At 68.8% G+C, this 11,934-nt stretch carries 11 protein-coding genes; 5 read left to right on the top strand and 6 right to left on the bottom strand.

Annotated elements, in window-relative coordinates:
• Nucleotides 1-313: 313 nt before the first annotated feature.
• The 5 genes from OCJ37_RS01300 to OCJ37_RS01280 form a co-directional block, all read right to left on the bottom strand.
• Complete coding sequence (locus OCJ37_RS01300; RefSeq protein ID WP_263113543.1) at nucleotides 314-1,219, bottom strand: alpha/beta fold hydrolase; 906 nt, start codon at nucleotides 1,217-1,219, stop codon at nucleotides 314-316.
• A gap of 104 nt (nucleotides 1,220-1,323) precedes the next feature.
• Nucleotides 1,324-2,496, bottom strand: coding sequence for a Fic family protein (locus tag OCJ37_RS01295; protein ID WP_263111867.1), 1,173 nt, complete (start codon nucleotides 2,494-2,496; stop codon nucleotides 1,324-1,326).
• A 132-nt stretch (nucleotides 2,497-2,628) separates the two neighbouring features.
• The gene (locus OCJ37_RS01290) at nucleotides 2,629-3,645 is read right to left on the bottom strand and encodes a 3-oxoacyl-ACP synthase III (protein ID WP_263111866.1); all 1,017 of its coding nucleotides are present in this window, start codon (nucleotides 3,643-3,645) and stop codon (nucleotides 2,629-2,631) included.
• Nucleotides 3,646-3,747: 102 nt separating this feature from the next.
• The gene (locus tag OCJ37_RS01285) at nucleotides 3,748-4,065 is read right to left on the bottom strand and encodes a DUF4156 domain-containing protein (RefSeq protein ID WP_263111865.1); all 318 of its coding nucleotides are present in this window, start codon (nucleotides 4,063-4,065) and stop codon (nucleotides 3,748-3,750) included.
• A 228-nt stretch (nucleotides 4,066-4,293) separates the two neighbouring features.
• The gene (locus OCJ37_RS01280; RefSeq protein WP_263111864.1) at nucleotides 4,294-7,170 is read right to left on the bottom strand and encodes a M16 family metallopeptidase; all 2,877 of its coding nucleotides are present in this window, start codon (nucleotides 7,168-7,170) and stop codon (nucleotides 4,294-4,296) included.
• Between the two features lie 412 nt (nucleotides 7,171-7,582).
• Here OCJ37_RS01280 and OCJ37_RS01275 point away from each other — a divergent pair, with 412 nt between their 5' ends.
• From OCJ37_RS01275 to OCJ37_RS01260, 4 genes are all read left to right on the top strand, one after another.
• On the top strand, nucleotides 7,583-8,059 hold the full coding sequence (locus tag OCJ37_RS01275; protein ID WP_263111863.1) for a hypothetical protein: 477 nt from the start codon (nucleotides 7,583-7,585) through the stop codon (nucleotides 8,057-8,059).
• Nucleotides 8,060-8,109: 50 nt separating this feature from the next.
• A complete protein-coding gene (trmL, locus tag OCJ37_RS01270) occupies nucleotides 8,110-8,589 on the top strand; it encodes a tRNA (uridine(34)/cytosine(34)/5-carboxymethylaminomethyluridine(34)-2'-O)-methyltransferase TrmL (protein WP_263111862.1) in 480 nt (159 codons plus the stop codon).
• Between the two features lie 196 nt (nucleotides 8,590-8,785).
• Nucleotides 8,786-9,640 carry an AraC family transcriptional regulator gene (locus tag OCJ37_RS01265; RefSeq protein ID WP_263111861.1) on the top strand — a complete coding sequence of 285 codons (855 nt, stop codon included), beginning with the start codon at nucleotides 8,786-8,788 and terminating at the stop codon, nucleotides 9,638-9,640.
• Nucleotides 9,641-9,709: 69 nt separating this feature from the next.
• Entirely contained in the window at nucleotides 9,710-10,102 is a 393-nt protein-coding gene (locus OCJ37_RS01260) for a PTH2-like family protein (protein ID WP_263111860.1), read from the top strand.
• Nucleotides 10,103-10,304: 202 nt separating this feature from the next.
• On the opposite strand, the gene OCJ37_RS01255 is transcribed toward OCJ37_RS01260, so the two are convergent.
• Nucleotides 10,305-11,435: an AraC family transcriptional regulator gene (locus OCJ37_RS01255; RefSeq protein WP_263111859.1), complete on the bottom strand. Its 1,131-nt coding sequence runs from the start codon at nucleotides 11,433-11,435 to the stop codon at nucleotides 10,305-10,307.
• On the opposite strand from OCJ37_RS01255, the gene OCJ37_RS01250 reads away from it, so the two are divergent.
• Nucleotides 11,361-11,909 (top strand): type 1 glutamine amidotransferase domain-containing protein, encoded by a 549-nt coding sequence (locus OCJ37_RS01250; RefSeq protein WP_263111858.1) that lies wholly within the window; start codon nucleotides 11,361-11,363, stop codon nucleotides 11,907-11,909. The genes OCJ37_RS01255 and OCJ37_RS01250 overlap by 75 nt on opposite strands.
• The last annotated feature ends 25 nt before the right edge of the window (nucleotides 11,910-11,934 follow it).

The following is an 11,934-nucleotide window of genomic DNA, read 5'->3' as shown; positions in this document are numbered from 1 at the left end:
GCCCGCTGCGTTCCCGGCGCCAGCGATGATCCAGCGCCCGCGCGCGCGCCGGGGCGGCTATCGCTCCATGCCAGCGGGCCGGGGACGGTCCACGTCCGCCTGCATGCGCTGCGCTTCCTGCGCCTGCACCGCCCTGGCCGAGCGTGCATTGCAACGCAGGCGCCGGTTCGGCCATGTCCAGCCTGGTGCGGCATCAGGGCGTCATTTCCATCACGCACACGGCATCGCCCTGCAGCTTCGAGGCGACCCGTTGCGGATGCGCGATGCCGGCCTGCTCGCGCGTCTGCAATGCCAGCCGCGCGAGCACACGCACTTACTCCAGCGGATGCGCATCCAGGAACCGCCGGATCGCCGGCACCAGCACCGCGGCCTTGTCTTCCAGCACATAGTGACCAGCGTCCTCGAACGCATGCACCTCGGCGTCGGGCAGCGCGGCGTGGAAACCGGCGAAGAAGTGCTTGTCGAACACGAAGTCCTTCAGGCCCCAACCGATGAAGGCCGGACGGTCGGCGAACTCGGGCAGGCGCCGGCCGGCCTCTTCCAGCAGCGGCCAGGCCTTGTCGCGCGGGCTCAGCGGGATGTCCTGCATGAAGCGCACGGTGCTGATGCGGTTGGTCCAGCTGTCGTACGGGGCCACGTAGGCGCGGCGCACGTCGGCCGGCATCGGCGTCTCCACGCCGATCCACGAAGCGCCCGCGGAGAACGCGTTGAAGCCGCGGATCACCAGCTCGCCCAGCTTCAGGTCGCGGCCGAGCGCGATCTGCCACGGCATCTTCTTGGCCGCCGGCATCGGGAACGCAGCGGTGTTGGTGATCACCAGGCGCTTGACCTGCGCGGCGTGCGACAGCGCCCAGCCGAAGCCGATCATGCCGCCCCAGTCGTGCACCGCCAGCGTCACCGGGCCGTCGATGCGCAGGTGCGCGAGCAACGCGGCGACGTCGTCCACGCGCGACTGCAGCGTGTAGTCGTAACCGGGCTGCGCGCCAGGCGCATCGTCCGGCTTGTCCGACAGGCCCATGCCGATGTGGTCGGGCACGATGCAGCGGTACCGGTCGCTGAGCGCGGAGACCAGGTTGCGCCAGTAATAGCTCCACGACGGATTGCCGTGCAGCATCACCACCACCTCGCCGTCGCGCGGGCCCTCGTCGAGATAGGACATGGTCAGCCCAGGGCGGACCTGGAAGCGCTGCGGGGTGAAGGGGTAGCCGGGGTAGTTCATCTGCATCGACCGATCGAAAATGGAAGTGAGGGCGACCGCAGGCGCGCTCGTGCGCCGGGTCGTTGCTTGGGATGCCGCACAAGTAATGGTTCGCGCACAGGCCGTCATAGCGGCTGCGCGCCTTCGCTCAGGATGTCCAGGTACGCCTGATAGGCGAAGACGCGATGCCGCTGCTGGCCGGTGAGTTCGTTGACGATCGCCAGTTCCTGCAGGGTACGGATGGCGGCGCGGATCGTCGGTGCGCTTAGCGGTAGATGCGGCTGCACCTGCGGCACACCGAGGAGCACCCTGCGTGCGAACTGTTCGAATACCAGCCCGACGTTGCCGGCACGCGTGCCCAGGCCAGCGATGCGCAAGCGATCTGCGGCCAGCAATGCCAACAGGCGCTGCGCGGTACTGACCGCCTGCTGCGCCGTATCCGCCACGCCGTCGAGGAAGAATCTCAGCCATCCTTCCCAATCGCCGCCGATGCGCACGGCATTGAGACGCTCGTAGTACTCCGCGCGGTGGCGCTTGAAGAACAGGCTCAGATACAGGCTGGGTTCGCGCAGCACCCCTTCGTTGCACAGGATCAGCGCGATCAGCAATCGACCCAGCCGGCCGTTGCCGTCGCTGAAAGGATGGATCGTCTCGAATTGCACATGCGCCAACGCGGCCTTGACCAGCGGCGACACGTCGCTGGCCGGTGCATGCAGGAAGCGCTCGAATGCGCCCAACACGGCCTCCAACGCTTCGGGCGGTGGCGGCACAAAATGCGCCAGCGCTGGCGAGGCGCCGCCGATCCACACCTGCCCCGAGCGGAATTCTCCAGGCCGCTTGCCGGCGCCACGCCCGCCCCGCAGCAGCAAGGCGTGCATTTCCCGGATCAAGCGCAAGGACAGCGGAAAGTCGTCCTCGCGCAAGCGTTTAAGCCCATGGTTCAGCGCGGCGACGTAGTTGGACACTTCTTCTACGTCGTCCAGCGGCACGCCAGGCGCCTCGTCCAGCTCGAACAGCAGCAGGTCCGATAGCGACGACTGCGTGCCCTCGATCTGCGAGGACAGCAACGCCTCCTTGCGCACGTATTGGTAGAGGAACAGTTCCGGATCCGGCAGCATCAAGGTGATGCCGTCCAGGCGTCCCAGGGCCTGATCCGCGCGCTCCTTGCACGCGATCAGTTCCGGCGCGGCCAGGTCCAACGGCGGCGAGGGGGGCAGCGGATCGGGAACAAACGCCTGATAGCGACTCCCAGCGAGCGAACCGGAAACGTAGTGGCCGGTGGAACGGTGGAGAGGCATCGGACTTTCCTTGCAGCCAGCAAACGCAGACATAAGGAAAGAAACCTAGCAATAATTTTCCATAAATGCCAGATGGCACCCGCTAAGGAAAATGTCGGCAGATTCTCCGCAATAGCCGCTTCGCGCACCCGCTTACCAGACCACCTCGGCCATCGAGCAGTTCAGGCCCGAGCCGATGCCCATCAGCGCGATCCGGTCGCCCTTCTTCAGGCGCCCCAGTTCGCGCAGCTTGCTCAGCACGATCGGCACGCTGGCCGGGCCGATGTTGCCGTGCTCGCCGAAGATGGTCATCACCTTCTTCGGGTCGATGCCGAAGTTCTTGATGAAGGCCTGGGTATGCGGCTGGCTGACCTGGTGGATCACGAACTGGTCCAGTTCGTCCACCGCCCAGCCCAGCGCCTGCCGGGCGGCGAGGAAGGTCTTCTGCGCCAGCTTGATGCCCTCGATCAGCAGCATGCGGGTGTCGGTGACCATGCGGTCCAGGTTGCCGCGGCACAGCGTGTTCCACTCGGTCGCCGAACGGGTCACGCCGCCGCGGTAGCTCGGCGCGTCCGGGACCAGCTCGGCCCGCGCCAGCACCATCGCCGCGGCGCCGCAGCCCAGGGTCAGCGTGGCCAGCTCGTCGCGGAACGCCTGCGCGGTCACGTCCGGGGAGGTCATCCGCTCCAGGGTCTTCTCGTACACCAGGTTGGCGGTCTCGCCGTCCACCACCAGCGCATAGTCGATCTCGCCGCGCTCGATCATCCGCGCCGCGATGTCCATGCCGTTGATGAAGGCCAGGCACGCATTGGCGACGTCGAAGGTCATGCATTCCTCGCCCACGCCCAGGTTGCCGGAGACGATGCTGGCGGTGGACGGTTCCAGGTAGTCGCGGCTGACCGAGGTGTTGACCAGCAGCCCGACCTGGCCGGCATCGATGCCCGCGTCCGCCATCGCCTTGCGTGCCGCCAGCGTGGCCGCGTCGGACGCCTGCATGTCGTGGTCCCACATGCGCCGCGCATGGATGCCGGCGATGTCGCCGAGCACGTCGGTGCGGATGCCGAGGCGGTCGTAGGTGGGCTGCAGACGTTCGTTGATCTGCTTGGAAGTCAGCGTGTGCGGCGCATCGATGTGCGCCAGTCCCGCAATGGAGACATTGTTGAAGAGCATCGAGATGTACGCCGGGATAAGGCGAAGGGGCGCCAATTCTAGCGGTTGCCCGGTTTTACCGCATCTTTAACAAATTCAGGCCAGGCGCCTTGCTTAACCCGTTCAGCGTAGGCTGCACTGATAGGCGGCGTAGCGCTGGTCGCCGCCGGCCGGTTCGCCCATCGCCTGCACCGTGTTGGCGCCGACGCCGGGCGCCTCGTTGCGGGCCAGGGTCTCCAGTTCCTCGCGCACCCGCAGCGGGTTGCGCTGGTAGAAACCCACGTTGCTCTTCACCGACACCACCACCTCGCCGCGCTTGTCGCAGCCCGCCGGTGCCTGCCCTGGCGGCAGCACGCGCACGGTCTTGCCTTCCGGCGCCATCGGCACCCAGGTGCAGGCGGCGAGACTGGCGAGCAGGCACAAGGCGATCGGAAGGCGCATGGACAGGGACCGCAGATGGAAGGAACCCGGATTGTGCCGCAGATCGCTGAATTGGCAATGACGCCCGCCGGACCCAGTGCCGCCGGACGCAAGAAGCCGGCTTGCGCAGGGCTTCGCCCGTACCCTCATCCGGCCCTGCGGGCCACCTTCTCCCGATCGGAGAAGGGACCAGCGCGGCCCCTCTCCCGCCGGGAGAGGGGTTGGGGCGAGGGTGCGTCCGCCGCCGAATCAGCGCTTGGGCGACGCCGGCGCGGCCGCGCCCTGCGGCTTGCCGTCGGCGTCGATCACCGTCACTTCGCCCAGCTTCAGCGCGCGCACCGGGCGTTCGATCTGCTTCAGGTCGCCCACCACCACCCAGGTCAGCGCATTCGCGTCGAGCGTCGCCGCCGCCTCGCGCACCTGCGCCGGGGTCATCGCCTCGATCTCGGCCTTGCGCTTGAACACGTAGTCGTCGGGGCGCCCGTTGCGGACGATGCCGACGATGGTGCCGAGCACCGAACTGGAGGTCTCGTAGGCGCCGGGCAGGCTCAGGGTCTGGATGTTGCGGATGCGCGCCACTTCCTCCGCCGACGGCGGGGTCTTGCCGCTGGCGAAGGCGGTGATCTCCTTGTGCATCTCCTGCAGCGCCGGCGCGGTCTTGTCGATCTGCACCGGCGCCATCGCCGCCCACGGCCGCTGGCCCAGGGCGTTGGAAGCCGAGCTGCGCGCGCCGTAGGACCAATGCTTGTTCTCGCGTAGGTTCATGTTCAGCCGCGAGGTGAAGTCGCCGCCGAGCACGCCGTTGGCGATGTCGAAGCGGGTCGAGGCCGGATCGGTGGACGGCGGCACCAGTTCGGCGGCGAACAGGTTGGCCTGCACCGCGCCCGGCTGGTCGATCAGGTACACCCGCGGCTTGGCCGGGCGCGGCACCGCCGCCAGCGACGGCAGCGACGGCGCGGCGCCCTCGCCCTTCCAGTCGCCGAACTGCGCGTCCAGCAGCGGCACGATCTCGGCCAGGGTGGTGTCGCCGACCACCACCAGGGTGGCCTGCTCGGGGCGGATCCAGTCGCGCTGGAAACCGACCAGGTCCTCGCGCTGCAGCGCGGCGATCGCCGGCTCGGTGCCGCTGCCGCTGAACGGGATCGCATACGGATGGCCCTCGCCGTACAGCAGCGGCGGCAGCACCCGCATCGCCACCGCGTTGGGCTGGGCCTTTTCCTGGCGGATGGCGGCGATCCGGGTCGCCTTGATCCGCTCGATCTCCTTCGGCTCGAACCGCGGGCGCCGCAGCATGTCGGCATACAGCGCCAGCGACGGCGCCAGGTTCTCCTTCAATGCCGACAGCTGCGCGCTGCTGGCGTCCAGCGAGGCGCCGGCGCTGAGCGTGGCGCCCAGCGCGTCGGCGGCATCGGCGAAGCCCAGCGAGTCGTAGTCGCCGGCGCCTTCGTCGAGCATGCCCATGGTGAAGTTGGCGGTGCCCGACTTGCGCCCCTGGTCGGCGCTGAAGCCGCCCGGGAATTCGTAGCTGAACTGCACCACCGGCACGTCGTGGCGCTCGGCCAGGATCAGCCGGGTTCCATTCTTCAAGGTGGCGCGCTGCAGCGCCGGGAACTTCAGCTCCGGGAACTGCGCGGTCCTGGGCGGGCCGGCGCTGCGGTCCACGACGCTGGGCAGCGTGCGGTACTTCGGATCGACCGGCGGCGGGTTCAGCGGCACCGGCTCCACGGCCGGGTCCTCGGCCAGCGCCACGCGCTCGCCCGGCTCCACCACCAGGGTATGGTCGCCCTTGCCCAGCCACGTGCGGCCCACCGCCTTCAGGTCGCGCGCGCGGGTGGAGGCGATGGTCGCCAGCGAGGTGCGGAAACAGCCCGGATCGCCGGTGAACACCGCGCATTCGGCCAGCGCGTCGGCCTTGCCGCCGAAGCCGCCGATGCGCTCGATGCCGCGGATGAAGCCGGCGCGGAACGCGGTCTTGGCGCGCGCCAGTTCGTCCTTGTCCGGGCCCTCGTCGAGCAGCCGGCGCAGTTCCTCGTCGATCACCGCCTCGACCCGGGCCGGATCCACGCCCTGCTTCACCGTGGCGATGATGCCGAAGCCGGACCCCAGCTGCGACGGCCAGGCGCTGGCGCTGATCTGGTCGACCAGCTTGTCCTCGTGCACCAGGCGCCGGTCCAGCCGCGACGACTTCGCGCCGCCCAGCACCTGCGCCAGCAACTGCAGGCGGTCGATGTCCTCGGTGCCGGTCTGGGCCACGTTCCAGACGCGGTAGATGCGCGCCTGCGGCACCTTGTCGGTCATCGTCTCGCGGGTGGATTGCGGGCGCCGGGCCACGTCGACCTTCGGCTGCGCCATGCTCGGCCCGGCCGGGATGTCGCCGAAGTAGCGGGCCACCTTCTCCTTCGCGCTGGCCACGTCGATGTCGCCGGCCAGCACCAGCACCGCGTTGTTGGGGCCGTACCAGGCGCGGAACCACTGCTTCACGTCGGCCAGGGAGGCGGCGTTGAGATCGTTCATCGAGCCGATCACGCTGTGGTGGTACGGGTGTCCCTTCGGATACAGCGCGCGGCTGAGCTTGTCCCAGGCCTGGCCGTAGGGCTGGTTCTCGCCCTGGCGCTTCTCGTTCTGGACCACGCCGCGCTGCTCGTCGAGCGCGGCCTGGTCGATGGCGCCGAGCAGGTGGCCCATGCGATCCGATTCCATCCACAGCGCCATGTCCAGCGCGGTGGTCGGCACGTTCTCGAAATAGTTGGTGCGGTCGCTGTTGGTGGTGCCGTTCTGGTCGGTGGCGCCGACCTGCTTGAACGGCTCGAAGAATTCGCCGCGGTGGTTCTCGCTGGCCTGGAACATCAGGTGTTCGAACAGGTGCGCGAAGCCGGTGCGCCCGGCCGGCTCGTCCTTGGCGCCGACGTGGTACCAGAGGTTGACCGCCACGATCGGCGCCTTGCGATCGGTGTGCACGATCACCCGCAGGCCGTTGGGCAGGGTGAACTGTTCGTAGGCGATGTCCACCTTCGCGGCGGCCGGCGGCCTGGCCGCGCTCGACGGCGGCGCATAGCTCAGCGCGCCGAGCGCGGTGGACAGGGCGATGGCCAGCAGGGCCCCACGCGGGCGGATCGACACGGTCATGCAAGTTCCTTTTTGGCAATGAGTGGAAAGGCGACGAGACCTGGATCGTAACGGGCCGCACCTGCGTCCGCGCATGCCTTTTGGGCCTGTTTCGGGCCTTGGCCGATGCGCCCGGGCTGAACGCATTGCACCGATGCCGCGCCTCGAGGCGCGGCCATCGCCAGGAACCGGACGTACGCAAGCGGCCGACTGTCCGCCCGCGGACACCCCGGACTCGCACAAACCCCTTGCACAACAACCAGTTGGAGTTGGCACAGGATCTGCTGTGTTTCCTCCTGCGCAAGATCGGCCAGGGCAAACAATGAACAAACGCTTAATGAAAGTACAAAATCGCAAAAAGTTCTTGCAGCCCCTGATTAGGTGTACTACCTTACTACCACACCACTGCTCAACAACACCAACGAGGCCCGCCATGAAAACCGCTTCCTTCGCCCTGACCTTCGCCATCGCCGCGCTGCTCTCCGCTCCGGCGCTCGCCGCTCCGAACGTCACCACCCTGGACCGCGTGCAGGTGCGTCCGTCCGCCGAGCAGATCGCCCAGCGCACGTTCGAGCGCAACAGCGGCATCACCACCCTGGCCGCAGTGCAGGTCCGCCCCTCCGCCGAGCAGCTGGCGCAGCGCGAGGCCGAACTGTCCAGCGGCATCGCCACGCTGGCGTCGGTGCAGGTGCGTCCGTCGGCCGACCAGCTCGCCGCGCGCGATGCCGAGCAGGCAGCCGGCCAGCGCGTGGTCACCCTGGCGACGCTGCAGGTGCGCCCGAACGCCGACACCCAGAGCGTGTTCGCGATCGGCAGCGTGGTCAGCGGCGCCCTGGACAACGCGATGCTGCAGTTGCAGCCGAGCCTGCAGAACCTGAGCCAGGACCTGGCCACCAGCCTGACCCGCTAAGCCTGCGCCTCACGCCGGCGCAGGCCGGAGCCGGCGCGTAAACTGCGCCGATGACCGCCACGCCCACGCTGCACGTCCTGCTGTTCCAACCCGAAATTCCGCCCAACACGGGCAATGCCATCCGCCTTTGCGCCAACACCGGCGCGCAGCTGCACCTGATCGAGCCGCTCGGCTTCGACCTCGGCGACAAGCAGCTCAAACGCGCCGGCCTGGACTACCACGAGTACGCACGCCTGCAGGTGCATGCCTCGCTGGAGGCCGCACTGCAGTCCATCGCCCCGCGCCGCCTGTTCGCCCTAAGTACCCGCAGCACGACCCGCTACGATGCGCCCGCCTTCGCCGATGGCGATGCATTCCTGTTCGGCCCGGAGACCCGCGGCCTGCCCGCCGAGGTGCTGGAGCAGGTCCCGCCCGATCAGCGCCTGCGCCTGCCGATGCGCCCGCACAACCGCAGCCTGAACCTGTCCAACGCGGTGGCGGTGGTGGTGTTCGAAGCATGGCGGCAGCTGGGCTTCCCCGGCGCGGACTAGGCGGCGCCGGTCGATGGCCAATGCGTCCTTCCAGCCCGACGGCGCAGCGCGGGCGCTGCCTGCCGCGCAGCCCGGTGGCGCCGACGCCTCCTCGTTGCGGTTGAAGCCGGCAGCGCTGCGTTCCTACACTGGATCGAGGCGCATCGCCGGAACCGATCCGAGCGCGCTGCCCGCGGCGCGCTTGCAAGGGTAGCCCATGGCCTCGACCTCCCGAAAAACGACCGGCGACGACGATTGGGTCAGGATCCGCCGCGATCAGGACACCGGCATCGAGAGCGTGCACGCGCACTTCCGCGGCCACGCCTACGATCCCCACGACCACGACGAAGTGCTGGTCGGCGTGACCCTGCAGGGCGTCCAGCGCTTCCACTGCCACCGTTCGCTCCACACCAGCACGCCGGGGCGCGCCATCCTGATCGAGCCCGGCGCGGTCCATGACGGGCATGCGCCGGAAGAAGAAGGCTTCACCTACGCGATGCTCTACCTCCCGCAATCCTGGGTGGCCGACATGCTGCAACGCCTCGGCCAGTGGGACATCGCCGCGATCCAGCCGGCGTTCCGAAGCACCCTGACCACGGACACCGCGTTGAGCGCGGCGATACGGCAGGCGTTCCTTGCCGTGCACCATGGCGAAGGCCGCCTGGCGCGGGACCAGAGCCTGGATCGCATGCTGCGCCTGCTGTCCCCGCATCTGTCCGCGGACGCCCGGATCCCGGGCGATTCGGCGGCACGGATGGCGCGGGCCAGGGATTTCCTTCACGCGCAGATGGAGCGCGACGTCGGCCTCGACGAACTGGCCGTCCACGCCGACATGGACCGGTTCCGCCTCACCCGGCAATTCCAGCGCACCTTCGGCCTGTCGCCGCATGCCTATCTCATCCGGCTGCGGCTGCGCGTCGCCCGCGCGCTGTTGGCCAATGGCCAGGAGCCGGCGGACGTGGCGATCAAGGTCGGCTTCGCCGACCAGAGCCATCTGGGCCGCTGGTTCAAGCGCACCTACCGGCTGACCCCGGCCGCCTACAGGCGGCAGTGCACGGGCGTTCTAGATTGAACCTGCGGCGGCTCCGACCATGGCCACTGTGTCCAGAAAGTACGGAGTCCCCCAATGTTCGATACCAAAGTGGCCCTGATCGTCCGCAACGACCTGGCGACCTGGCAACGCTTGAACGTCGTCGCCTTCCTGGCCACCGGCATCGCCGCGGCCGCCCCCGAGGCCATGGGCGAACCCTACGTCGATGCCAACGGCCACCGCTACGGCACCCTGCTCGGGCAGCCGATGCTGGTGTTCGAAGCCGACCTCGCCGGCCTCCAGGCCGCGCACCGGGTGGGCCTGGAACGCGCGATCACCGTGCTGCCGTACGTGTTCGCCATGTTCTCGACCGGGCATGACGCCGCCAACCGCCACGCGTTTGCCGCCGAAGACCCCGGCCACCTGAACCTGGTCGGGATCGGGTTGCGCGGGCCGAAGAAGGCCATCGACAAGGCCACGAAGGGCCTGTCCCTGCATCGATGACACGGCGCGCGGCGGCGCGAAATACGCACCGCTCATCCTGCATGCGGCAAGAACCGGCGGAACGCCCCGATCCGCGACAACAGGCTCGACAGGGCGCTGGTTCGCCGTTTCGTCCTGATCGACAAGCCGGTCCGCGGTACCACGGACCGGCGCGCCCGCGCTCGAACGCATCCGCTCCTGGCGCAGCCGGTCGGCCCTACGCTCAAGCCGTGGCGTAGAGCCTGGTCTTGGCGATCTTGATATCGCGCACCGGCGGGGCACCGAACATCCGCCCGTATTCGCGGGTGAACTGCGGCACGCTCTCGTAGCCCACGGCATAGGCGGCGTTGCTGGCGGAGATGCCTTCCGACAGCATCATCCGCCGCGCTTCGATCAGGCGCAGCTGTTTCTGGAACTGCAGGGGCGAGAGCGTGGTGACCGCACGGAAGTGCTGATGGAACGTGGACGGGCTCATGCCCGCCGCCTCGGCCAGGCGTTCCACCCGCAGCGGTTGCGCGTAGTCGGAGCGAATGACCGCCACCGCCCGCGCCACGCGCTGGGCGTTGCCTTCGGCCAGGCCCAGGTTGCGGATCGCCGGACCATGGCGTCCGGCCAGCAGCCAGAAATGCATCTCGCGGACGAACTGCGCCTTCAGCACCGGCACCGCGGCCGGCCGATCGAGCAGGCGCATCAGGCGCAGCGCGGCGTCGGCGACCTCGCGTTCGGTCGGCTCGACCCGCACCGGCGCACCGGTCTCCTCCTGCGCCACGTCCATCTCCAGCGCGAGCGCTTCGATCACGGACGGGTCCAATTCGAACACCAGCGAGTAGTACGGCGCACGCGCATCGGCGCAGGTGATCTGGCTGACGGTGGGCACGTCGGCGGTGATGAGCAGGGAGTCGCCGGCACCGAAGTCGAAGCTGCGATGGCCCATCATCACGCGCTTGCTGCCTTGCACGACGAGTGCGATCAACGGCCGCGAGATGGCGTACTGCAGTTCGCTGGGCGTGGTGGCGCGAATCGCCGTCACTCCCGCGATCGGGGTGGCGGCGACGCCATCGGCGTCGGCATGGAACTCCGCATAGCTGCGGACGGCTGCGAGCAGGGTGTCGGCCATGGGCGAACCATAGTCCCAGCCGCGCGGCGGGCGCAACGGGACCAGAGAATCAGGCAAGAAGATCCGACGTTCCGGCAACCCGCCATGGATGTTCGGGCCGACAGTGATCGTGCACCGGCGCCGGGCATTCCGCCCGGCCCGCTTCTCGCCAGGAGACGCACCATGACACGCACGCCCCGAGTTCTGATGTTGGCCACCCATGGCTTCGAGGAGGCCGAACTGGCCCAGCCGCGCCAAGCCCTGCTCGATGCCGGTATCGAGGTCACGCTGGCGGCCCCCCACGCCCAGCCGATCCGCGGCGTGGTCTACGACGCTGCCAGCGGCGTCTCCAACCCGTCCGAACACACGTTCACCCCCGACATGACCCTGGAGCAGGTCGATGCCGGCGCCTACGACGCACTGGTGCTGCCCGGCGGCGTCACCAATCCCGATGCGCTGCGCATGTTCCCCAAGGCCATCGCGATCATTCGCGCCGTGGCCAACGCCGGCAAGCCGGTGGCATCGATCTGCCATGGCCCCTGGCTGCTGATCGAGGCGGACCTGGTGCGCGGCCGCCGCGCCACCGGCTGGTACTCCATTCGCGTGGACCTGAAGAACGCCGGCGCGGACGTGGTCGATGCCGAGGTGGTGGTGGACGGCAACATCATCACCAGCCGCATGCCCTCGGACATTCCGGCCTTCAACCGCGCCATCCTCGACGCCCTGCGCTGAGTGCGGCGCGCGACCGCCCGGAGCC

It is taken from the genome of Xanthomonas sp. AM6 (assembly GCF_025665335.1).
Taxonomy (GTDB): domain Bacteria; phylum Pseudomonadota; class Gammaproteobacteria; order Xanthomonadales; family Xanthomonadaceae; genus Xanthomonas_A.
The sequence above is the reverse complement of the archived record's forward strand: the minus strand, read 5'-3'. Positions and strand labels throughout refer to the sequence as shown.

Bases quoted from the DNA above. Each gene is read 5' to 3' on its own strand.
- OCJ37_RS01250 (WP_263111858.1), top strand. From the start codon at position 11,361: ATGACACGCACGCCCCGAGTTCTGATGTTGGCCACCCATGGCTTCGAG.
- OCJ37_RS01300 (WP_263113543.1), bottom strand. From the start codon at position 1,219: ATGAACTACCCCGGCTACCCCTTCACCCCGCAGCGCTTCCAGGTCCGC.
- OCJ37_RS01280 (WP_263111864.1), bottom strand. From the start codon at position 7,170: ATGACCGTGTCGATCCGCCCGCGTGGGGCCCTGCTGGCCATCGCCCTG.
- OCJ37_RS01295 (WP_263111867.1), bottom strand. From the start codon at position 2,496: ATGCCTCTCCACCGTTCCACCGGCCACTACGTTTCCGGTTCGCTCGCT.
- OCJ37_RS01275 (WP_263111863.1), top strand. From the start codon at position 7,583: ATGAAAACCGCTTCCTTCGCCCTGACCTTCGCCATCGCCGCGCTGCTC.
- OCJ37_RS01265 (WP_263111861.1), top strand. From the start codon at position 8,786: ATGGCCTCGACCTCCCGAAAAACGACCGGCGACGACGATTGGGTCAGG.
- OCJ37_RS01290 (WP_263111866.1), bottom strand. From the start codon at position 3,645: ATGCTCTTCAACAATGTCTCCATTGCGGGACTGGCGCACATCGATGCG.
- trmL (WP_263111862.1), top strand. From the start codon at position 8,110: ATGACCGCCACGCCCACGCTGCACGTCCTGCTGTTCCAACCCGAAATT.
- OCJ37_RS01285 (WP_263111865.1), bottom strand. From the start codon at position 4,065: ATGCGCCTTCCGATCGCCTTGTGCCTGCTCGCCAGTCTCGCCGCCTGC.